At 67.6% G+C, this 22,098-nt stretch carries 21 protein-coding genes; 15 read left to right on the top strand and 6 right to left on the bottom strand.

Annotated elements, in window-relative coordinates:
• Nucleotides 1-8: 8 nt before the first annotated feature.
• Both ABD231_RS14990 and ABD231_RS14995 read right to left on the bottom strand, forming a co-directional pair.
• Nucleotides 9-1,022 carry an SAM-dependent methyltransferase gene (locus ABD231_RS14990; protein ID WP_344150933.1) on the bottom strand — a complete coding sequence of 338 codons (1,014 nt, stop codon included), beginning with the start codon at nt 1,020-1,022 and terminating at the stop codon, nt 9-11.
• 54 nt (nt 1,023-1,076) lie between these two features.
• On the bottom strand, nt 1,077-2,033 hold the full coding sequence (locus tag ABD231_RS14995) for an RNA polymerase sigma factor (RefSeq protein WP_344150936.1): 957 nt from the start codon (nt 2,031-2,033) through the stop codon (nt 1,077-1,079).
• Nucleotides 2,034-2,220: 187 nt separating this feature from the next.
• Here ABD231_RS14995 and ilvD point away from each other — a divergent pair, with 187 nt between their 5' ends.
• Nucleotides 2,221-4,071, top strand: coding sequence for a dihydroxy-acid dehydratase (gene ilvD, locus ABD231_RS15000; protein WP_344150939.1), 1,851 nt, complete (start codon nt 2,221-2,223; stop codon nt 4,069-4,071).
• Between the two features lie 3 nt (nt 4,072-4,074).
• Here the strand turns inward: ilvD and ABD231_RS15005 are convergent, their stop codons facing one another.
• From ABD231_RS15005 to ABD231_RS15015, 3 genes are all read right to left on the bottom strand, one after another.
• Nucleotides 4,075-4,377, bottom strand: a complete 303-nt coding sequence (locus ABD231_RS15005; protein ID WP_344150942.1) for a type II toxin-antitoxin system PemK/MazF family toxin — start codon at nt 4,375-4,377, stop codon at nt 4,075-4,077.
• A gap of 1 nt (nt 4,378) precedes the next feature.
• Complete coding sequence (locus ABD231_RS15010; protein WP_344150945.1) at nt 4,379-4,615, bottom strand: ribbon-helix-helix domain-containing protein; 237 nt, start codon at nt 4,613-4,615, stop codon at nt 4,379-4,381.
• Nucleotides 4,616-5,590: 975 nt separating this feature from the next.
• Nucleotides 5,591-6,259: an LON peptidase substrate-binding domain-containing protein gene (locus tag ABD231_RS15015; protein ID WP_344150948.1), complete on the bottom strand. Its 669-nt coding sequence runs from the start codon at nt 6,257-6,259 to the stop codon at nt 5,591-5,593.
• A gap of 109 nt (nt 6,260-6,368) precedes the next feature.
• Here ABD231_RS15015 and hisD point away from each other — a divergent pair, with 109 nt between their 5' ends.
• The 13 genes from hisD to ABD231_RS15080 all read left to right on the top strand — a co-directional run bounded on the left by hisD (nt 6,369) and on the right by ABD231_RS15080 (nt 20,454).
• On the top strand, nt 6,369-7,688 hold the full coding sequence (gene hisD / locus ABD231_RS15020; protein ID WP_344150951.1) for a histidinol dehydrogenase: 1,320 nt from the start codon (nt 6,369-6,371) through the stop codon (nt 7,686-7,688).
• Complete coding sequence (locus ABD231_RS15025) at nt 7,685-8,803, top strand: histidinol-phosphate transaminase (protein WP_344150954.1); 1,119 nt, start codon at nt 7,685-7,687, stop codon at nt 8,801-8,803. The genes hisD and ABD231_RS15025 overlap by 4 nt, the downstream gene beginning before the upstream one ends.
• Nucleotides 8,800-9,399 (top strand): imidazoleglycerol-phosphate dehydratase HisB, encoded by a 600-nt coding sequence (gene hisB, locus ABD231_RS15030; protein WP_344150957.1) that lies wholly within the window; start codon nt 8,800-8,802, stop codon nt 9,397-9,399. Before ABD231_RS15025 ends, hisB begins: the two co-directional genes overlap by 4 nt.
• The gene (gene hisH / locus ABD231_RS15035) at nt 9,396-10,037 is read left to right on the top strand and encodes an imidazole glycerol phosphate synthase subunit HisH (protein ID WP_344150960.1); all 642 of its coding nucleotides are present in this window, start codon (nt 9,396-9,398) and stop codon (nt 10,035-10,037) included. Before hisB ends, hisH begins: the two co-directional genes overlap by 4 nt.
• 164 nt (nt 10,038-10,201) lie before the next feature.
• Nucleotides 10,202-10,987: an ABC transporter ATP-binding protein gene (locus tag ABD231_RS15040; protein WP_344150963.1), complete on the top strand. Its 786-nt coding sequence runs from the start codon at nt 10,202-10,204 to the stop codon at nt 10,985-10,987.
• Nucleotides 10,984-11,763, top strand: a complete 780-nt coding sequence (locus ABD231_RS15045) for an ABC transporter ATP-binding protein (RefSeq protein WP_344150966.1) — start codon at nt 10,984-10,986, stop codon at nt 11,761-11,763. The genes ABD231_RS15040 and ABD231_RS15045 overlap by 4 nt, the downstream gene beginning before the upstream one ends.
• Nucleotides 11,760-13,589 carry an AMP-dependent synthetase/ligase gene (locus ABD231_RS15050; protein WP_344150968.1) on the top strand — a complete coding sequence of 610 codons (1,830 nt, stop codon included), beginning with the start codon at nt 11,760-11,762 and terminating at the stop codon, nt 13,587-13,589. Before ABD231_RS15045 ends, ABD231_RS15050 begins: the two co-directional genes overlap by 4 nt.
• Nucleotides 13,586-14,473, top strand: a complete 888-nt coding sequence (locus ABD231_RS15055) for a branched-chain amino acid ABC transporter permease (protein WP_344150970.1) — start codon at nt 13,586-13,588, stop codon at nt 14,471-14,473. Before ABD231_RS15050 ends, ABD231_RS15055 begins: the two co-directional genes overlap by 4 nt.
• Nucleotides 14,470-15,573, top strand: a complete 1,104-nt coding sequence (locus ABD231_RS15060) for a branched-chain amino acid ABC transporter permease (protein ID WP_344150972.1) — start codon at nt 14,470-14,472, stop codon at nt 15,571-15,573. The genes ABD231_RS15055 and ABD231_RS15060 overlap by 4 nt, the downstream gene beginning before the upstream one ends.
• Before the next feature lie 9 nt (nt 15,574-15,582).
• On the top strand, nt 15,583-16,884 hold the full coding sequence (locus ABD231_RS15065) for an ABC transporter substrate-binding protein (protein ID WP_344150974.1): 1,302 nt from the start codon (nt 15,583-15,585) through the stop codon (nt 16,882-16,884).
• 31 nt (nt 16,885-16,915) lie between these two features.
• Nucleotides 16,916-17,599, top strand: coding sequence for an SAVMC3_10250 family protein (locus ABD231_RS15070; protein ID WP_344150977.1), 684 nt, complete (start codon nt 16,916-16,918; stop codon nt 17,597-17,599).
• Between the two features lie 87 nt (nt 17,600-17,686).
• Nucleotides 17,687-19,075 (top strand): alkaline phosphatase PhoX, encoded by a 1,389-nt coding sequence (locus ABD231_RS15075; RefSeq protein ID WP_344150979.1) that lies wholly within the window; start codon nt 17,687-17,689, stop codon nt 19,073-19,075.
• A gap of 854 nt (nt 19,076-19,929) precedes the next feature.
• Entirely contained in the window at nt 19,930-20,454 is a 525-nt protein-coding gene (locus ABD231_RS15080; RefSeq protein ID WP_344150981.1) for a flavoprotein, read from the top strand.
• On the opposite strand, the gene ABD231_RS15085 is transcribed toward ABD231_RS15080, so the two are convergent.
• A complete protein-coding gene (locus ABD231_RS15085; RefSeq protein WP_344150982.1) occupies nt 20,451-21,026 on the bottom strand; it encodes a TetR/AcrR family transcriptional regulator in 576 nt (191 codons plus the stop codon). The genes ABD231_RS15080 and ABD231_RS15085 overlap by 4 nt on opposite strands.
• 84 nt (nt 21,027-21,110) lie before the next feature.
• Between ABD231_RS15085 and ABD231_RS15090 the strand changes: the two genes are divergently transcribed.
• A complete protein-coding gene (locus ABD231_RS15090) occupies nt 21,111-21,995 on the top strand; it encodes an SDR family oxidoreductase (RefSeq protein ID WP_344150985.1) in 885 nt (294 codons plus the stop codon).
• The last annotated feature ends 103 nt before the right edge of the window (nt 21,996-22,098 follow it).

A 22,098-nucleotide genomic window follows, 5' to 3' on the forward strand; every position in this document is an offset into this window, starting at 1 on the left:
CCCCCAGGCTAGAGCGGCCTACCGACAAGAACCATGCGGCCGAAGTCCGTCTGCGCGATCCGGATCAGTTCGAACCCGACCGCCACCGCCTCCTCGGTCAGTTCCTCGGCGGTGCGGCCGAACGGCACACCCCAGCCTTGGGCGACCAGCTTGCGGAGCGCGTACGACGGCCGCCCGGCCTCGTCGGGCACCGGCTCCATCTCCTGCACGAACAGGATGCCGCCGGGGCGCAGCGCCCGCAGGATCATCTCGAGCGTCGCCTGCCGAGTCTCCGCCGGGAAGAACGGCTGCGCCCAGAAGGCCGAGCCGAACGCGTCCTTCTCGTCGAAGTCCCGCGCATCCATCACCTTGAGGTCGACCCGGTCGCCCACGCCCAGTGCGTTGATCCGGCGCTGCGTTTCCGCTGCGACCGTCGGGATGAGCTCGAGCGCCGTACCGCGCAGGTCCGGGAACAGTCCGGCCAGTGTCGTGGTCGCACCGGCGACACCACAGCCGACATCGAGGAAGCGGTCGGTGTGGATCAGTTCGGCCAGCTCTGGGATCTGCGGGAGGAAGAGCTTGTCGTACAGCGCACGGGTGACCGGGCTGGCCTTTCCGCCCGTGGCTCGCGCGGTGACGAGCGCGTCCGGCGCGGACAGTGGCAACGGGCCGGGATTCTCGGCTGCTGTCCGCACCATCCGAGTCAGCAGCTCGGACTGGTCCAGCGCGTCGTCCAGACCGATGTACGCGTCGTCAGCCACGAGTGCCGCGAACGAGTCGGTCAGCTGGACCGTCTCGTCGTACGTGACCACACCGTTCGCCTCAAGCGCGCCGACCAGGTCAGCGACGCGCTCCGGCGGCAGTCCGGAGAAGGCGGTCAGCGCGTCGAGCGTGCGCGGTTCGGTCAGGTACGTCGTCCAGCCTTTGTTGCGGAGCGCCGTCACCAGGGAGAGGACCTGAGCGCCGTCGACCCAGGCCTTGACCACGTCGCGGGCCTGGCCGGCCAGAGCGAATCGTGCGAGTTGATCGTCTTGGTTACTCACGCTGACAGGATGCAAGAGCGGAGCCGAAGTTCACTGGAGTGACAGTGACCTGAGTCACGCCGGGATGGCCTGCACGCTCCGCGGAGGGTGGAAGAACCGGAGCCGGCTGGTTCGCCCGCCCAGCAGGTGCTGGATCCAGACCACGCCCGGTGGACAGTGGAACGGGTTCTCGGCTGGATTGATCAGCTCGATCTCGCAGACCGCTATCTCCCGGCCGGCGATCACGTTCGTCACGCGCCCCCGGACGCCGTCCTCGATGTCCTGGTACATCCCGCGCAGGAACCAGTCGGCGCCACCGCCCCCGCCCGACCAGCTGAACTGGGCATCCGGCCGCCAGTACGTCGCCAGTACCTCAGCCAGCGTCCCCCGCTCGGCCGCAACCATCGTGTCCTCGATCTCGCGCCGTCGTACGGCGGTCTGCGCGGCCACGTCGCCGTACTGGTCGTCCGCGGTTGCCAGCAGGCTCGCGGTCAGTTGACCGCGTCCTTTGGCCAGCCGGCTGCGGACGGTACCGACTGGGATGCCGCAGGCCTCTGCAATGTCCTGGTACGCCGTCACCCCGCTGAAGTGCCGCAGCATCATCACGAGCCGCAGTGGCGGCGACAGGTCTTCCAGCGCACGCCAGACCCAGTCCCTCGTGGCGTGCCGCTCCAGGAGTTCAGCCGGATCGGGCTCGGTCGACGGCAGTACGGCGTGCAGTTGGTCGTCGAGGGGGAGTGGTCGCCGGGCACGCAGTTGCGTGCGGCAAGCATTCCGCACCACTTGGCGGAGCCACGGGCCGACTGCGTTTGGATCCCGTACGTCGCCGATCCGCGCCAGCGCGACGGTCATCGCCTCCTGCACGGCGTCGTCCGCATCCGGTCCCGCGCCAAGGACCGAGACCGCGACCGCCGTCATACCGGCCCGATGCCCGGCCAGCAACGTGCCCAGCGCACCGATGTCACCGCCCTGAGCGGCTCGCACCAGCTCGGAGTCGTCCACCGCGACGCGGGGCGGTGTGGAGCGTCCCATACCTCCACGATACGCACAGCTCCCGCAGCGATACGGGCTGCATCGGCCGGGATACGTGCTCCGCCGGCCGCGGTGACGCTGCTCCTGGCGTCCGCGGAATCCGTCATGCGGGACCGGCGTTTCGGCATTCGGGACGCGAGTGGCACCATGGACGGCGTCGTCCCCGGCTCGAGTTTTGGAGATCGTCGTGCCTGATCTGAGGTCCCGTACCGTCACCCACGGCCGCAACATGGCGGGCGCCCGCGCCCTCATGATGGCCTCCGGCGTCGACCGCGGAGACTTCGGGAAGCCGATCATCGCGGTCGCGAACAGCTTCACCGAGTTCGTCCCCGGGCACACCCACCTGGCGCCGGTCGGGCGGATCGTGTCGGAGGCGATCAAGCAGGCCGGTGGGATCGCGCGCGAGTTCAACACGATCGCCGTCGACGACGGGATCGCGATGGGGCACGGCGGCATGCTCTACAGCCTCCCGTCGCGGGACCTGATCGCGGACTCGGTCGAGTACATGGTCGAGGCGCACTGCGCCGACGCGCTGGTCTGTATCTCGAACTGCGACAAGATCACCCCGGGCATGCTGATGGCCGCACTGCGGCTGAACATCCCGACCGTGTTCGTCTCCGGCGGTCCGATGGAGGCCGGCCGGGCGACCCTGGTCGACGGGACCGTGCGCAAGCTGGACCTGATCGACGCGATGTCCGAGGCCGTCAATGAGAACGTGTCGGACGCCGACATCCAGCGGATCGAGGAGAACGCCTGCCCGACCTGCGGTTCGTGTTCGGGCATGTTCACCGCGAACTCGATGAACTGCCTGACCGAGGCGATCGGCCTGTCGCTGCCCGGCAACGGTTCGGTCCTCGCCACCCACACTGCCCGCAAGGCCCTGTACGAGAACGCCGGCCGCACGGTCGTCGAGATCACCAAGCGGTACTACGAAACTGACGACGAGACGGTGTTGCCGCGGACCGTCGCGTCGCGGGCCGCGTTCGAGAACGCGATGGCGCTCGATATCGCGATGGGCGGTTCGACGAACACCATCCTGCATCTGCTCGCCGCGGCCCAGGAGGCCGAGGTCGACTTCGACCTGGACGACATCAACGCGGTCTCGCGCCGGGTCCCGTGCCTGGCCAAGGTCGCGCCGAACGTCGCACCCGGCGGCACGTACTACATGGAGGACGTCCACCGCGCCGGTGGAATCCCGGCCATCCTCGGCGAGCTGTACCGGGCCGGCCTGCTGAACGAGGACATCCACACCGTGCACAGCGCCTCGATCGGCGACTGGCTCAAGAACTGGGACGTGCGCAGTGGATCCCCGTCCGCCGAGGCCGTCGAGCTGTGGCACGCGGCGCCGGGCTGCAAGCGGTCGGCGACCGCGTTCTCGCAGTCGGAGCGCTGGGACACGCTGGACACCGACGCTGCCGGCGGCTGCATCCGCGACCTCGAGCACGCCTACTCGGCCGATGGCGGCCTCGCCGTACTGAAGGGCAACCTGGCCGTCGACGGCTGCGTCGTGAAGACAGCCGGCGTGGACGAGTCGATCTGGACGTTCCAGGGACCCGCGGTCGTCTGCGAGTCGCAGGAGGAGGCCGTCGACAAGATCCTGGCCAAGCAGATCCAGCCAGGCGACGTCGTGGTGATCCGCTACGAAGGCCCGAAGGGTGGGCCGGGCATGCAGGAGATGCTCTACCCGACCTCGTTCCTGAAGGGCCGCGGTCTGGGCAAGGTCTGCGCCCTGGTCACCGACGGCCGCTTCTCCGGCGGTACGTCGGGCCTGTCGATCGGCCACGCATCCCCGGAAGCCGCCTCGGGTGGCACGATCGCCCTCGTCCAGGACGGCGACCAGATCCGCATCGACATCCCGAACCGCTCGATCGAGCTCCTGGTCGACGACGCCGAGCTGGACACCCGCCGTACCGCACAAGGTGGTGTCTACGCCCCGCGCTCCCGCGAACGCAAGGTGTCCCAGGCGTTGCGCGCCTACGCCGCCATGGCCACCAGCGCCGACAAGGGCGCCGTACGGGATGTCACCAAGCTCGGCTGATTGTTAGATCTCGAGGTCGAAGGCGAGACTGATGGCCTCGGCCAGGGCTGGTTCCTGGTCGGGGTGGAGGTAGCCGATCAGGCGGCCGAGGTGTGCCTTCGGGATGGTCTGAATATTGTCGAGTGAGATCGCGCTCGCGTGGTCGAGCCCGTTTTGCGGGCCGACGAGCACCTCGGTGGAGAGCCCACGAATGGTGCTGGTGATCGGCGCGACGGTGACGTTCGTCAACCGCGGCCGGATCAGCTCGCGAGTCAGCACGACAACAGGCCGCGGCTTGTCCAGCCGGGCAATGTGCAGCGGCCGCATCTCAGTCCAGATCGCTCAACGCAGTCCCGGAAGCGGCCGACGCCAACCCCTCGAACTCCGGATAATCGCCGTACTCGGCCAGAATCGCCAGATCGCGCGCAGCCAACTCCCGCCGCCGCTCACGCTCCATCGCCCGAGCCACCACCGAGGCCCGGCTGGTCGCCTTGTCGGTCGCCACCAACTGGTCCATGAAGTCGACCAGTTCGTCCGGCAACCGCACTGTGATCTGCTTACTCATACCAAAACCATACCGCACCGGGATTCACGATGGTAAGACCGGCCGGTACGACGTTGAGCACGGCTCAACCATCTGCGCGGGCCTCACGTGGTCGACGAGCACTCAAAGTGACCCGGCCGGTCGACCTTGAGCACCGTCCAACCGTTTCGGCGGGGCTCGCGTGGTTGATGGGTGCTCAAAGTGATCGCCGGCCCGCGACCTCGGGGTCCAGGGGCTGCCCGGGTGCGTTACCCGATGGATTTTCGTCACCGAGTCCCCAAAATCCCTCGGATAGTGCAGATCTCGGGCGGCACGTACCTCAGCCACAGCCCGTCAGCCTCAGGCAACGTGGAACCGCGGTCACCGGCCTCGCCATCCGGCTCAGCCATCCACTCGGCTCGCCCTCTGGTTTTGTCGGCCGCCTTTGGCGGTCGAGTGGGTTGAGGCGCGAAAGGTTCTCGGCCGGGGACGTGCGCTGTGGCTGATCACCGCGACCGGCCGACTACAAAGACAGCGTGGCTGGGCGCCGCGGTGGCTGAGCCGGATGGCGAGGTCGGCGACCGCGGCTTGACGTTGCTTGGGGCTGACGGGCTTTGGCTGGGGAAGTTGAGTTCCCGTCGCCTGACAAGTGACCGTTGCTGGAGGGTGGGGTGGATGTTCGCCCTGACCGGCTCAGTTTCCTCCCCAAACCGGTTCGGGGAGAACTGCCTCCCCCCACGAGGGGATGTGGGGAGGATCCACCGCCCGATTCCGTCGCGGATCCACCCCAAACCGGTTTGGGGGAGGGCTGGCACCGTCCGCGAGGGGATGTGGGGAGGATCGCCCCCCCGAATGCGTCGCGGATCCGCCCCGAACCGGTTTGGGGCGGATTCGGCGACCTGTTCGCTGCAGGTTCCCTTGGCGTCCGAACATTCGGAGGCGGGCCCTTAACAGGAGGTGGGCCCTCCGGTTTTTCGGACGTTGGGTGGGTGGGGTGGCTGCCAGTTGCAGGCAGAATCAGTTCGGGGACATTGAGGACCAGCTGAGTTCGGTGGCCGGAAGTGAAGGGAGAGCGGTGATGGCCGACAGTTCGGCGTCCAGGAGGCCGACCAGCTGAGTGAGGCGGTCGGTGACGTCCGTGGCCTCGAGGAGTTTCTGGCGGTCTGGCGTCAGCAACGTCATGGCGGCCGACATCAGGTACGACAGGGTACTGGGGTCGTCGGGCAGTTCGCCGAGATGCAGACCAGGCCGACTGATCGCCGACACGGCCTCGGCGTACCGCCGGAAGCGACCGACCGCAATCGTGGCCGCACCAAGCGGGTCCTCCCCGAGCTCCTCGTCGAGCCACTCGACGTCCGCGACCAAGTAGTCCCCGCCACCGTCGAGCTCGGCGACCTTGAACCGGTGGCTCCCCGTGAGGGTGATCTCGACAGGCCCGTCGTCATCCGCGTCCAGGCGGATCTCGGAGATGGTCGCGGAGCAGCCGGTGCCGTACAGGGAGCGGAAGACGCGCTCACCCAGTTCGTACCCGTCGCGGACCGCGAGGGCGCCGCACATCATTTCGCCACCGTTTTCGACCAGGTCGCGGATGACTGCGCGGCCCTGGACGTCGGTGACCGGGATCGGGAGCACCAGCCCAGGGAAGATCACCGTGTCGACAGTGAGCAACGGCAGGCGGGAGTCCATACAAGGAGCGTAGTGGACAAGTCATCTCAGTACGTGGCGTGACAGCGCGTGACGCTCGATCCCTGGATATGCGGTCGGAGGCACGGCGTGTCACCACTAGACTGAGGCCATGATTCGCCGCGTCGACCTGCGGGGCCGAGTGGCGGCCGGTGAGGTGTCCGACCTCCAAGCCGAAGTGAACGCCCTCGTCCCCCGAGCCGTGTTCGACGTCGAGAAGGCTCTCGACGTCGTCCGACCCATCTGTCTGGACGTCCGTCATCGCGGACTGGCAGCCATTCAGGAGTACGGCGAGAAGTTCGATCATGTGCACGTGGATGACGTCCGGGTCCCGGAGGCGGCGCTGAAGTCGGCGCTGGAGGAGTTGGACCCGACCGTTCGGGCCGCGTTCGAGGAGTCGATCCGTCGCGTCCGCGAGGTGAGCGAGGACGAGAAGACCGCCGACATCGCGTCCGAGCCGGCGCCAGGTGGCCGGGTCACCCAGCGTTTCGTGCCGGTGCAGCGCGTCGGCCTCTATGTCCCGGGCGGCCGCGCGCCGCTGGCGTCGAGTGTCGTGATGAACGTCGTACCGGCTCAGGTTGCTGGCGTGCCTTCGCTCGCGGTGGCATCCCCGCCGCAGAAGGAGTTCGGTGGCCTGCCGCACCCGACGGTGCTCGCGGTCTGCGCGATGCTGGGCATCAGCGAGGTTTACGCGATGGGCGGCGCGCAGGCGATCGCCGGCTTCGCGTACGGCTTCGAGGGTTGCCGCAAGGTCAACCTGGTCACCGGCCCCGGCAACATCTACGTCGTTGCAGCGAAGCGATTCCTCCAAAGTGAGGTCGGTATCGACTCCGAGGCCGGCCCGACCGAGATCGCGATCCTGGCCGACGATTCCGCCAACGCCGAGCACGTGGCCGCAGACCTCATCAGCCAGGCTGAGCACGACCCGATGGCGGCCAGCGTCCTGGTCACGCCGAGCGAAACCCTCGCCGCGGCTGTCGAAAAAGCGCTGCCGATCCAAGTCGCCAAGACCAAGCACCAGGACCGCGTGACCGAGGCGCTCGACGGCCAGCAGTCGGCCGTCGTACTGGTCGATGATCTTCAGCAGGGCACGGAGGTAGTCGATGCGTACGCCGCTGAGCACCTCGAGATCCAGACGGTCGACGCCGAGGAGCGGGCGGCTCGGATCACCAACGCCGGCGCGATCTTCGTCGGTGGCTGGTCGCCGGTTTCGCTCGGCGACTACTGCGCCGGGTCGAACCACGTCCTGCCGACCGCGGGCTGTGCGTGCCACTCGTCCGGCCTGTCCGTGCGCAGCTTCCTGAAGGCCGTGCACGTCATCAACTACTCACGTGACGCGCTCGAAGAGGTCGCGGGCCACGTCGTTGCCTTGGCCAACGCCGAGGATCTGCCGGCCCACGGCGCTGCGGTGTCGGTGAGGTTCCCCGGATGAATCGCTTCGAAGGACTCCCGATCCGCGACGAGCTGAAAAGCTTCGAACCGTACGGCGCGCCGCAGTTCGACGTACCGATCCTGCTCAACGTCAACGAGAACCCGTATCCGCCGAGCGAGGAGACCGTCGCCGATATCGCAGCGTCGGTGACAGCGGCGGCTCGTGGGCTCAACCGCTACCCCGACCGCGAGTTCCTCGACCTGCGCGCGGATCTCGCGGCGTACCTCGGTCGTGAGTCCGGCGCCTACCTCACGCCCGAGCAGATCTGGGCGGCCAACGGCTCCAACGAGGTCATGCTGCACCTGCTGCAGGCCTTCGGTGGTCCGGGCCGTACGGCGCTCTCGTTCGCGCCGACGTACTCGATGTACCCGGAGTATGCCCGCGACACCAACACCGCCTGGGTCACCGGCCGCCGTTCCGAGGATTTCACGCTCGACCAGAGCAAGGCGCTCGCCGCGATTTCACGGCACCGCCCGTCGGTGGTGCTGCTCGCCTCACCGAACAACCCCACCGGTACGGCGCTCCCGATCCAGGTCGTCGAGGCATTAGCCGCTCGTACGGCGGCAATCGGCGCGGTCCTGGTCGTGGACGAGGCGTACGGCGAATTCCGGCGTACCGGGACTCCGAGTGCGCTCTCGCTGCTCCCGTCGTACCCGAATCTCGCGGTGGCGCGGACGATGTCGAAGGCGTTCGCGCTGGCCGGCGGCCGGGTCGGATACCTTGCCGCGAGCAACCAATTGGTCGACGCGCTGCGGATCGTGCGGCTGCCGTACCACCTGTCGGCGGTGACCCAGGCGGTCGCCCGGGCCGCGCTGCGGCACTCCGACGAGCTGCTCGGCCGGGTCGAGCAGTTGCGCATCGAGCGCGACGAGACGGTTCTTTGGCTGCGTGCGCACGGCCTGCGCGCGGTCGACTCGGATGCGAACTTCGTCCTGTTCGGTACTTTCGCCGACCGGCACGCGGTCTGGCAGGCGCTGCTCGACGACGGCATCCTGATCCGCGAAACCGGCCCGGACGGCTGGCTGCGGGTCTCGATCGGTACGGGCGAGGAGATGGCCGCGTTCCGCGCTTCACTCGAGCGCATTCTCAAGACAGACACGGGAAGGTTGTCATGACCCGCAGCGCACGAATCGACCGCGAAACGAGCGAGTCCAAGGTCCTGGTCGAGCTCGACCTCGACGGGACGGGTCGGGCGGACATCTCGACCGGGGTCGGCTTCTACGACCACATGCTCAACGCGCTGGCCAAGCACGCGCTGCTCGACCTGCACGTGAACACGGTCGGCGACCTCGAGATCGACGCGCACCACACGGTCGAGGACACCGCGATCGGCATCGGCCAGGCCTTGAAGGAAGCCCTGGGCGACAAGCGTGGCATCCGCCGGTTCGGCGACGCGACCGTGCCGCTGGACGAGGCGCTCGTGCACTGCACGGTCGACCTGTCCGGCCGGCCGTACTGCGTGCACACCGGTGAGCCCGATGGTCAGGTCTACGCGATCATCGGCGGCGACTACGCCGGTTCGCTGACCCAGCACGTCTTCGAGACGCTCGCGTTCAATGCCGCGATCTGCATCCACATCCGGGTCCTGTCCGGTCGCGACCCGCACCACATCGTCGAGGCGCAGTTCAAGGCGTTCGCCCGCGCGCTGCGGGACGCCGCCGAGCTCGACCCGCGGCAGCCGGGCATCCCGTCCACCAAGGGCGCCCTGTGAGCAAGAAGGTCGTCCTCCTCGACTACGGATCGGGCAACATCCGCTCCGGCGAACGCGCCCTGCAGCGAGTCGGCGCCGACGTCACCGTCACCTCGGACTTCGACGAAGCGCTGAACGCCGACGGCCTCCTGGTCCCCGGCGTCGGCGCGTTCGCCGCCTGCATGGCCGGACTGAAGGCGGTCCGCGGCGATGCCATCGTCGACCGCCGGCTGACCGGCAGCCGCCCGGTCCTCGGCATCTGCGTCGGCATGCAGATCCTGTTCGCCCGGGGGATCGAGCACGGCGTCGAGACCGACGGCTGCGAGCAATGGCCGGGCACGGTCGAACGCCTCCAGCCCTCCGACGGACAGCCGGTTCCGCACATGGGGTGGAACACGATCGACGTACCGGCCGGCACGCGGCTCTTCGAGGGTGTCGACAAGGAACGCTTCTACTTCGTCCACTCGTACGGCGTTCGTTCGTGGGAGCTCAACGACGCCCGCGAGTCGGTCGCGCCGCTGGTCACCTGGACGACGTACGGCGGTGATGCCTTCGTGGCCGCGGTCGAGAACGGTCCGCTGACCGCCACCCAGTTCCACCCCGAGAAGTCCGGCGACGCCGGCGCGACCGTCCTGGAGAACTGGGTCCGCTCGCTGTAGTACCAGTTGTCTAACTGGTTTTACCCCCGACCGGTCGGTCACGGTTTGGGGGGAGTGTCCGATTTTCGGGCTGCCAGCCCTTTTCAGTGTCCGAAGGCGATGTCACACTCACTCGCCAAGGTCATTTGAGCGGTGATGGGAATCACGGGGATCCGGGAGGCCGGGTGCTGGCAGCGAAGAACCTCGAGGTCGTCTACGACGATGTGATGCTGGTGCTGCGGGGCGTCGGCCTCGAGGTCCCGCAAGGCCGCATCGTGGCTCTGCTCGGTGCCAACGGCGCGGGCAAGTCCACGCTGCTACGCGCGTTGTCCGGCCTGCTCGACGTCCACGACGGGGCGGTACGGCGCGGCTCGATCACCCTCGACGGTGAGCCGATCCACACGTACGGCGCCAGCCGGATCGCTGCCCTGGGCATCAAACAGGTCATGGAGGGCCGGCGGATCCTCGCCGATCTGACCGTCGAGGAGAACCTGCGGATCGGCGGTCACGTCAGCCCGCGCTCGATCCGGACGAACCTCGACCGGACCTACGAACTGTTCCCTGTGCTGGCCGGTCGGCGGAATCGGACCGCCGGGTACCTGTCCGGCGGGGAGCAGCAGATGCTCGCGATCGGGCGGGCGCTGATGTCTGATCCGACGTACTTGCTGCTGGACGAACCGAGTCTCGGCCTGGCGCCGATGATCGTGCAGCAGATCAGGGACGTGATCGTCCAGATCAACAGCCAGGGCACGACGGTGCTGCTGGTCGAGCAGAACGCGGCGATGGCGCTCTCGATCGCGGAGCACGGCTACGTGCTGGAGAACGGCACGATCGTGATGGACAAACCGGCCGCCGAACTCCTCGCGGACGGCGACGTACGGGAGTTCTACCTGGGCCTCGGCGCCGAGGGGTCGGCGAAATCCTTCCGGGACGTGAAACATTACCGCCGTCGGAAGCGGTGGCTCTCATGACCGCCGTACTGACGTTCGACGATGTCGAGCTCAGCTTCGACGGGGTGCGGGCGCTCGACGGTGTCAGCTTCAGCGTGGATCCGGGCGAGCTGTTCGCGGTGATCGGGCCCAACGGTGCTGGGAAGACCTCGATCTTCAACGTGTTGTCGGGCGTCTACCGGCCGCAGCGTGGCACGGTTCGGTTCGGCGATGAGGACCTGCTCGGCCGACGGCCGCACCAGATTGCGCGGCTCGGCATCGCGCGCACGTTCCAGAACATCGAGTTGTTCGCCAACCTCACCGTGCTCGACAACCTGATGCTCGGCCGGCACCACCATCACCCGTACGGCGTCCTCGCGGCGTTCGGGTGGATCGGCAAGGCTCGCCGCAACGAGTTGGCGAATCGGCACGCGGTCGAGGAGATCGTCGACTTCCTCGAACTGGCGCAGTGGCGACGACTCCCGGTCGGCCTGCTCCCGTACGGCGTTCAGAAGCGGGTCGAGCTCGGTCGTGCACTCGCCGCCGAGCCGAAGTTGCTGCTGCTGGACGAGCCGGTCGCCGGGATGAACCTGGAGGAGACCGAGGATATGGCCCGGTTCATCCTCGACATCCGCGACGACTTCGGGCTGCCGGTGGTGATGGTCGAGCACGACATGGGCCTGGTGATGGACTTGGCCGACCGGATCATGGTGATCGACTTCGGCCGCCCGATCCGGACCGGTACGCCGAAAGAGGTGGCGACCGACCCAGACGTCGTACGCGCCTATCTCGGCGAGGAACACCGGGTGCAGTCATGAGGACGATCGCCACCCGGGTGCAGGAGCGGGCCGCTGCCACGCCGGCCGTCATCGCCTTGCGGGAAAAGGATCTGGGGATCTGGCAGCAGGTCGACTGGGCCGGGTACTGGGACTTCGCCGAGCTGGTCGGGCACGCCTTGATTGCCCTCGGCATCGAACCCGGCGACCGGGTCGCGATCCACTCCGAGAACCGGCGCGAGTGGCTGTACGCCGACGTCGGGACGGTCGCCGCACGGGCGTCGACGGTCGGTCTGTACCCGACGAACCCGGTCGCCGAGGTCGGCTACTTGCTGCGTCACTGCGGCGCGAAGGTGCTGATCGCGGAGGACCAGGAACAGGTCGACAAAGCGCTCGCGATCGAGGACCTGCCCGACCTGACCCACATCGTGTACGTCGAACCGCGTGGAATCCGGAACCGGTACGACGATCCGCGGCTGCTCGCCTGGCCCGACTTCCTTGCCCTGGGCAAGCAGCATCGGGTCGAACATCCGGACGCGGTGACGCAGCGGATGGAGACCGCCACACCGGACGATGTGGTGACGCTCGTCTACACCTCCGGCACGACCGGCCCGCCGAAGGGCGCGATGCTCACCGCGGCGAACGTCGACTTCGCGATCCAGGAACTGGTCGAGCGCGGCGGGTTCACCGCGCCGCCACCGTCACCCCGCGACAGCGTGCTGTCCTATCTGCCGTTGTGCCACGTCGCCGAGCGGATCTTCAGCTGCTGGTTCGGCGCGGGTGCCGGGGTCTGCGTGCACTTCGCCGAATCGATCGAGACCGTGGCGGTGAACCTGCACGAGGTCCAGCCGACGATCCTGTTCGGGGTACCGCGGATCTGGGAGAAGATCGCGGCCGGCGTCCAGATCCGGATCGAGTCCGCCGACCCGATCAAGCGCCGGATCGGCGGCTTCTGGCTCCGCCGCGCGGAGTGGATCGGCGACGTACTGACTGCCAACGGAGGTCGGCACACCGCGGCATCGCGAGCGGTCTATGCCGTCGGCTGGTTGTTCTGCTACCGCGCACTGAAGGATCGCGTCGGGCTGCGCAAGGTCCGGTACGCCGCCTCGGGTGCCGCGCCGATCGCACCCGAGGTACTGCGGTTCTTCATGGGGCTCGGGCTGCCGATGCACGAGGTGTACGGGATGACCGAGAACACCGCGGTGGCGACCGCGAACCGCCCGGGCCGGGTCAAGGTCGGGACCGTCGGTGAGCCGCATGCCGGGGTCGAGGTGCGGATCGACGAGGTGACCGGCGAGATCCTCACCCGGCACCCGGGGACGTTCGCCGGCTACTGGCGGGACCGGGCCGCGACCGCCGCGGTGCTCGAACCAACCGGTTGGTTACATACGGGCGATGTGGGGGAGTGGGTCGACGGGACGCATCTGCGGATCACCGACCGGATGAAGGACATCATCATCACCGCGGGTGGCAAGAACATCGCCCCGTCGGAGATCGAGAACGCGCTGAAAGCCTCGCCGTACATCAAGGAAGTCCTGGTGGTCGGCGACCGGCGCCGCTTCCTCGCCGCGCTGATCGGCATCGAGCCGGACACGGTCGGCCACTGGGCGCAACAACGGCGGCTCGCCTATTCGACGTACGCCGATCTGTCCGCGAAGCCCGAGGTGATCGCGCTGGTGCAAACCCTGGTGGACGAGGTCAACGACCGGCTCGCCACGGTCGAACAGGTGCGGTCGTTCCGGCTGCTGCCGAAGCTGCTGGACCACGAGGACGGCGAACTGACCGCCACCCAGAAGCTGAAGCGCAACGCGGTGATGCGGTCGTTCGAGGAGCTGGTCGAGTCCATGTACGCCGGGGGTGCCAGGTGAACGAGTTCGTCGCCACAGTGGTCCGTGGGCTCGGCAACGGATCGATTTATGCCTTGCTGGCCTTGGGTTTCGTGATCGTCTACAAGTCCATGCGGGTGATCAGTTTCGCCCAACCGGCCTTCATGATGGCGGGCGCGTTGCTGGTCAGCTACCTCGTCGTCTCTCTCAACTTCTTCCTCGCTGTGATTGTTGCGCTGCTGCTGACCGCGCTACTCGGGGCAGGCGTGGAGCGGCTGGCCCTGCGGCCGATGATCGGCAAGCCGGTGTTCGTGATCGCGATCATCACGCTCGGCGTCGACATCGTGATCCGCACGGTCGTGAACTCGTTCATCGGCCTGGACATCCGGCAGATGGGCGACCCGTGGGGGCTGGGGCAGGTCGGCGTACTGGGGGTGAAGATCGACCAGCGGCACTTGGCCACGCTCGTGACGACGCTGGTCGTGGTGGCCGCGCTGTTCGCGTTCTACCGCTGGTCGCGGACCGGTCTGGCGATGCGGGCGGCGTCGTCGGACCAGGAGGTCGCGCTGGCCCAAGGCGTCTCGGTCGGGCGGGTGTTCTCGCTGTCCTGGGCTCTCGCGGCGGCTCTGGCCGGTCTCGCCGGAGTGTTCTTGTCGACCGGGATCGGACTCGAGCAGAACCTCTGGCTGACCGCTCTGAAGGCGCTTCCGGTGATCATTCTCGGCGGACTGGATTCGCTGGGCGGAGCAGTGGTCGCCGGGCTCTCGATCGGCGTCGTCGAGGCGCTGGTCGGCAGCTACGGCGGCGACCTGCATCCGGTGTTCGGCGGGGACTTCTTCCTGGTCGTGCCCTACCTGCTGATGCTGCTCGTCCTGCTCGTCAGACCGTACGGCTTGTTCGGCACCAGGGAGGTGGAGCGGATATGAGCCGCCCGCTGCTCTACCTGTCCTACAAGCAGGACATGGCCTTGCTCAACACACCCGCCAAGCGTGGCTGGACGATAGCGCTGGCGGTCGGCGCGGTCTTGTTGCCATTCGTGCTGACGGACGACCTGCTCGTCGTACTGGCGACGGCTTGTGTCGCAGCGATCGGCGCGATCGGCCTGAACATCGTCACCGGGTACGGCGGTCAGGTGTCGCTCGGGCACGCGTTCTTCCTGGCGATCGGTGCGTACACCGCGGCGGCGATTTCGGGTGATCCGGACAGCACGCGGTTGATCGGGTTCGGGATCACCTCGCTGCCGGTCTGGTTGCTCGCGGCCGGTCTGGTCGCCGGGTTGGCGGGACTGATCGTGGCGCCGTTGGCAGCGCGGTTGCGCGGGTTGTACCTGGCCGTAGTGACACTCGGGCTGGTGTTCATCGGCGAGCACATCTTCAAGCACTGGCGCGAGCTCACCGGCGGAGTCGGCGTGGGGCGACCGGCCGCCGTACCGGAGTTGTTCGGGTTCCAGTTCGCGGTCGACGGGGCGATGTTCACGAAGGCGCAGAAGCTCTATCTGCTGATGCTCGTGCTGCTGGTGATCTTCGGCGTACTGGCTCGCAATCTCGTCCGGTCGCGGACCGGCCGCGCGCTGGCCGCCGTACGGGATCGGGATCTGGCCGCCGAGGTGATCGGCGTCGACGTGACGCGGTACAAGATGATCGCATTCGCGGTGTCGTCGTTCTATGCGGGCGTTGCGGGCGCCCTGCTGTACGTGATGATCGGCTTCGTCGAACCGGGGTCGTTCAACCTCGGGATGTCGGTGCAGTACATCGCGATGATCCTGATCGGCGGCGTCGGCACCATCTCGGGATCCGTGCTCGGCGCGCTGTTCATCACGCTGCTGCCGCGGATCACCCGCGAGCTCCCGGCCGTGCTGCCGTTCATCAGCAGCAGTTCCGGGTCCGGCGGTATCACGGTCTTCCAGGTCGAGACGATCCTCTACGGCCTGTTGATCATCGGGTTCCTGATCTTCGAACCGCGCGGGCTGTTCGGGATCTGGATCCGGCTCCGCACCTACTGGAAATCCTGGCCGTTCTCGCACTAAGGAGTTTCGATGAGCATTCGGAAGGGATTCACCGTCGCGCTGGTCGCGGCGCTGACCTTGCTGGTGGGGTGCCGCAACGACGCCCCGCAGACACAGGAGGGTGGTTCGGGCGTCAAGTTCGACGTCGGGGTCACCAAGGAGCCCTGCCCGGCCGCGATCGACAAGGCCAAGGGCTGTATCTACCTCGGCTCGATCTCGGACCTGACCGAGGGCCCGTTCAAGGCGCTCGGGGTGCCGATCACCGAGAGCCAGAAGGCGTTCTGGAAGCGCGTCAACGAGTCCGGCGGGATCGGGGCCTTCGAGGTCGACGCGACCAAGTACGTCAAGGACAACAAGTACAACCCGCAGATCCACAACGAGGTGTACGCCGAGATCAAGCCCGACGTACTGGGCCTGGCGCAGACCCTCGGTTCGCCGACCACCGCGGCCATCCTCGGCGATCTCAAGTCCAGCAACGTGATCGGCGTACCGGCGTCGTGGACGTCAGCCTGGGCGTTCGAGGACGTGATCCTGGAGTCGGGCACGAACTACTGCTTCGAGTCGATGAACTCGGTCGACTTCGCCGCCGAGACGCTGAAGTCGAAGACCGTCGCGGCAGTGCACTTCCCGGGTGACTACGGCGACGACGCGGCGGCCGGCACGAAGATCGCGGCGGCGGCGAACGGGATGACGTTCACCGATATCCCGACCGCGCCGGGGCAGGAGAACCAGGGGGCGGCGATCCAGAAGCTGCTCGCGGCCAAGCCTGACCTGGTCATCCTGAGCACCGGCCCGACCGAGGCCGCAACCATCGTCGGTGGCGCTGCGCAGAACGGGTTCAAGGGTCAGTTCATCGGCACCAGCCCGACCTGGAACCCGGCTTTGCTGAAGAGCCCGGCCGCGCCCGCACTCACCGCGCTATACCGGCAGTCGGGCCCTTGGGCGCCGTACGGGACCGACACGGCCGGGCACAAGGCCCTCGCTGGCGCGATCGACCAGGCGACGTTCAAGGCGGCGCCGAACGACGGCTACACGGCCGGATGGGTCTGGTCCTACCCGATGAAGGCAGCCCTGCAGAAGGCCGTCGACGCCAAGGACATCACCCGGGCCGGGCTGCTGGCCGCGGTAAAATCGCTGGAGACGGTGGACTACGAAGGGATGCTCCCGGCAGCGGCCGGCAAGTTCAGCGGCACGCCGAGCGAACGCGTGTTCCGGCAGAGCATCATCTCCAAGGTGGACCCGTCGGCCCCGACCGGAGTGAAGGTCGAGAAGGACTTCTTCACCGGAAAGACCGCCGAGAAGCACGAGTTCACCAAACCCTGCTACCAGTAACCGGTGCACGCGCCCCGAGGAGCGTTTGACGATGCGAGAACTCGTCTACCTGTCGGAGGCCAAACTCCAGCAGTTCCGCAAGCCCGCGAGCAAGCGCGCCGGCCTCGGCGGCACCTTCAAGATCTCGACGGCGGGGCTCGGCCTGCCCGCCGTCGAGGCCGGACTCGCGTACGACGCCGCCCGGACAGCCGCCGCTACGATGGCCACCCTCGACCAGGCCGAGAAGCACATCCGGTCGAAGTGGCGGGTCCGCTGGTGGGCCGCGGAGCCGAAGCCGCAGCCGGGGGAGTGGATCCGGTTCGAGACGCGCCTGGCGTTCGCCGTACGGAGTGATGAGTGGTTCGTCCCGGGGGAGCCGGTGCTGTTCTTCTGGGGACGCGAGGACCCCCACGACGAGCGGTCGGCGCAGCTACTGCTGCACGGCTCGCCGGAGCACCTGATTCGACGTACCGCCAGCGGGCCTTCGGAGGGCAGGAGGCCGTCGATGTCGGCCGGCAGTTCCAAATACCCTAGCGCCGTCGACGACGGCGCTGGACGCGGATCGACGGCCCGCCAGTACCTGCGGTTGATCCAGGAGCTCCGCCGGACAGCACCCGATGACAGCGCCGCCTGGCTGAGCGGGATGGCCCGGACGACCTATGCCGCAGACCTGCGGGGCCGGCGTCTCGTGGTGGCGAGCCCGCTCTCCGTCGAGTACCTACCGACGCCTCGGTGACACGCGTTCTCTTGTGGTTTGTCCTGTGTTTACCGTACGTTCACTGGCGACCACTGCTTGTCCCTCGAGTTCGCGGAGGCCGCCCTCATGTCTCAGTTGTCCAGGCGTCAGTTCGTCGGTACGGCCGCAGCGGCGGGAGCCGCCGTCACAGTGGCCGGCTCGGTGGAGGCGCTCTATACGGCGGCTCCGGCGCTCGGGACGTCCGGGCCGAAGATCGGCTACGGGCCGCTGATCCCGGATCCGGACGGGATGCTCGACCTGCCGCACGGATTCCGGTACGACATCCTGTCCCGGGAAGGCACCATCCGTTCGGACGGGTTGGCTGTGCCGAGTCGCTTCGATGGGATGGGCACGTTCGCCGCGCGCGACGGTGGCGCGCACCTGGTCCGCAACCACGAGTGCAGCCCGACCTCGAAGATCAAGGTCGTCGCACCGCCGGAGCGCACCTACGACCCGGGCGGCGCGGGCGGTACCAGCACGCTGGTCGTGAACCGGCACCACCGCACTCTGAAGGAATACGTGAGCCTCGGCGGTACGGCGATCAACTGTTCCGGCGGGATCACCCCGTGGCGGACGTGGTTGACCTGTGAGGAGACCGAGCTCAAGGCCGGTCAGAGCGGTTACACCAAGGACCACGGCTTCATCTTCGAGGTCGACCCGTACGACGACCGCCGCAACAACAACCCCTTCCCGCTCAAGGAGATGGGCCGCTTCCAGCACGAGGCCGTAGCGATCGACCCGGCAACCGGCATCGTCTACGAGACCGAAGACGCCTTCGTCGCGCCACTCGGCGGTTTCTACCGCTTCCTCCCGAACCGCCCCCGCGGCGGCTGGGGCTCCCTGCGCGCCGGCGGCGAACTGCAGGCGATGCACATCCCAGGTCTGCTGGACATGTCCACCGTCCAGGAAGCCGGCGCCATCTTCCACGGTGTCCAATGGGTCAAGGTCCCCGACCCCTTGGCGACCACCGAGTCGGTCCGCGCCCAGGCCTACTCCAAGCCCATCACCGGCGGCTACAAGCTGGAGGGTTGCTGGTGGGGAACCCGAGACCGCTGCGTCTACTTCGTCTCCTCCTTCGCCCGCACCGAACTAGGCCCCAAGATCGACCACGACGGCCAGGTCTGGCGCTACGACCCCCGCAAACACACCCTCCGCCTCGAAGTCATCTTCAAACGCGACAAGCCCGGCTCCGACAACCCCGAGTTCGACGCCCCCGACAACATCACCATGTCGCCGTACGGCGGCCTGATGATGTGCGAGGACGGCATTGGCGACCAACACATCCTCGGCACCACCGAAGACGGCAAAGTCTTCAAATTCGCCAAGAACACGGCGAATATCGGCACCCCCGAAGAACCCGAGTACGGCGAACTGACCGGCGCCGGCTTCTCCGCCGACGGCCGCACCATGTTCTTCAACGTCTACAACCCCGGCATCACCTACGCCATCACCGGCCCCTGGCGCCGCCGCCGCTAACCCGGCTGAGGTAGTCAACCCCACCCGTGCACGCCTGTCGTGTTCAGGTGGTGTTGCCCGCCCACGCCCGGCAGGTGGTGACCGGGTGCGAGCATCTGATCGTCGGGTGGGTAGTACGTGGCGGCTTTTCGGGATCGAGTTGGTTCTGAGTTCGGTGATGGCGTGGTTGGTTGGTCTGCTCGGTACAGGACGCCGGCAGGATTGCCCGAGACCGGGCGGTCGGGACGATTGTCGACGGTCGCCGCAACTGCAGATCTGCAGCTCTAGGTAATCGGCAGATTTGCAGTCAACGGCTGGCAGGTTTGCAGCCCGGTGCCCCTCGGCAGGAAGGGGCCCGAGCGTTCGCTCGACCAAGAGCCGCGTGCAAGGCCCGTACCTGCGACCAACGGATTAGAAGTCGCGAATATCAGCCCAGGTCATCCGAGTACACCAACCATCATCTGGCCCGGGCTTTCGCACCGTCTCAGCCATCCTCGGCCTCATCGCCCATCAGACCGGTTCACCACGAATAACCTCCATCACCGGTAACTCCACCGGTAACTCCCGGGCATGCAGATCCGTGCGAGTGTGGTGAGCTGCTGCCGACTGTGGCTTCCCTGTCGCCGGCAATCGGTTGCCGGCGACCAATTCCTCACAGTCGACGATCGGGCCGCACCGCCAGGGGTGCGACTGAAGCCACCGTGCCCGGCGACTACGTCGTACCACCCACACATCGAGCAGGAGAGTCCCAAATGGCGGGTTGGTTTGCAGTGCCGGCCGCTGGCCCATGGGATGCTACGGGCGCTGGCGAGCAACACCAGTGGGGCGTTGGCCGGTTCCGTTCGGACCATGGCTTTGCGGGCAGGAGTTGAGGCGTGAGCCGTGTTCTGCATTTGATCGTTTGCGGCGCTGGCCCCGCGGAGCGGGTTGCGGACATGATCGATTTGGCGCGACAGGATGGCTGGGATACGTACTGCATCGTGACCGCGGCTGCGGCTGAGCACTTCGTTGATCTTGACGAGCTCCGGAAGGTCTCTGGGCATCAGGTGCGTACTACTTATCGTGTTGAGGGTGACGGGCCGGTGCCGCCTGCGGACGCGGTGATCGTGGCGCCGGCTACCTACAACACGATCAACAAGTGGGCGGCAGGTGCGGCAGACAACTATGCGTTGACTCAGCTTGCCGAGTTGACGGGAGCCGGCGTACGTGTCGTCGCTGTTCCGTTCGTCAACCAGGCTCTGGCGGCGAATGCGGTGTTCCTTCGGAGCGTCGAGAGTCTCCGAGCGGCTGGAGTTCGCGTGCTGTTCGGGCCGGGGGAGCTTGAGCCGCATCCGCCTCGGACTGGTAGCTCTGCGTTGGCCGCCTTTCCGTGGGGGATGGCGCTGGAGGCGGCCGGTTAGCCGAGGGATGCGCTGGCGGCTCGGAGTTCGGCTAGGGCGGCTAGGGCGTGGGGGGCGAAGGGGTCGGTGGGGCGGTCGGATTCGGACCAGGTGACGAAGCCGCGTTTGAAGGCCAGGGCGCCTAGTTCGGCGGCCAGGGCTGCGACGGGGTCGGCGATGCCGCGGGCGGTCAGGGCTTCGGCCATGGCGGCGGTGAGGCCGACTGTTTTGAGGGCGTCGCGTTCCTGGAGTTCGGTGCTCGCGGCGATGGCTGCTTTCAGGCGGGGGGCCAGTTCGCGGTTCATCGGGCCCATCACGGTTGCGGCTCGCTCGAGGCCGTTCGCGACTGCTTCGAGGGGGGTCGCGGTGGCGGGTGCTTCGGCGATGCCCTCGGTCAGGAGGCGGCTCAGGGCTTCCTGGCCGGCGGCGAGCAGTTCGCGCTTGTCCGGGAAGTGCCGGAAGAACGTGCTCTTGGTGACGCCCGCGCGGTCGGCGATCTGGGCCACGGTCGTCGCGTCGTAGCCCTGCTCGGTGAACAGGTCGACGGCGGCCACGACGAGGCGTTCGCGCGCTCCCGGTTCCCAGCGACTCATGGCACCATCATAGTGACGGGACTCTTGTCCCATCGCAGTGCTACTGTGATGGGACAAAGGTCCCATCACTTTCTGGAGAACATCATGCACGTCTTCCTCACCGGCGGCACCGGCCTGGTCGGCTCCGCAGTCGTCGGCGAACTGCTCGCCAACGAGCACACCGTCCTCGCGCTGGCCAGGTCCGACGCCTCCGCCCAGGCCGCCGTACAGGCTGGTGCCGAGGTGATTCGTGGGTCGCTCTCCGACCTGGACGTCCTCCGGGCAGGCGCCGCCAAGGCCGACGGAGTCATCCACCTTGCCTTCGGCCACGACTTCAGCACGGCGGCGGCAGTGGCGGCGTCCGTCGCCGAGGAGACCGCGGCGCTCGAAGCCATCGGCGAAGCGCTGGCCGGCACCGGCAAACCGTTCGTCACTGTCTCCGGTACGCCGACCGCGCCCGGCCGTCCGTCGACGGAGGCGGACGAGCTGTCGAGCGAGGGGCTGGTCGGCGGCCGCAGTCGCGCGGTCGCAGCCGTCGTGGCCCTCGCCGAACGCGGTGTCCGCAGCTCAGCCGTCCGCCTCCCGCGAACTGTGCACAACAACGGCGACGGTGGATTCGCCGGTTTGCTGACCACCATTGCCCGCGGTTCTGGGGTCGTCACCTATCCCGGCGACGGCACCCAGCGCTGGCCCGCCGTCCACGCCCTCGACGCAGCCGTCCTCTTCCGCCTCGCCCTGGAGAAGGCCGAGCCCGGCACCTACTGGCATGCCGTAGCCGACGAAGGCGACCGAGTCACCGACATCGTCGACGTCATCGCCCGCCGCCTCAACCTCCCCGTCAAAGCCGTTTCCATCGAAGACTTCGGCCCGCTGGGTCAGATCTTCGCCGCCGACCAGCCCTCGTCGAGCGACCAGACCCGCCGAACCCTCGGCTGGGAACCCAAACACCCTGGACTCCTCGCCGACCTGAAGAACCTCCAGCCTGCCTGACGATCTGCGGAACGACAGGAGGTGTCGGTCGGTTCCACGCCTCTGCCGGACGCGCTGAGCGTGCGCGTGCTGGGTAGTAGGTCTATACGTCCTGTCCGTAGGC

This window comes from Kribbella yunnanensis (genome assembly GCF_039529655.1).
In the GTDB taxonomy this organism is placed as follows: Bacteria; Actinomycetota; Actinomycetes; order Propionibacteriales; family Kribbellaceae; genus Kribbella; species Kribbella yunnanensis.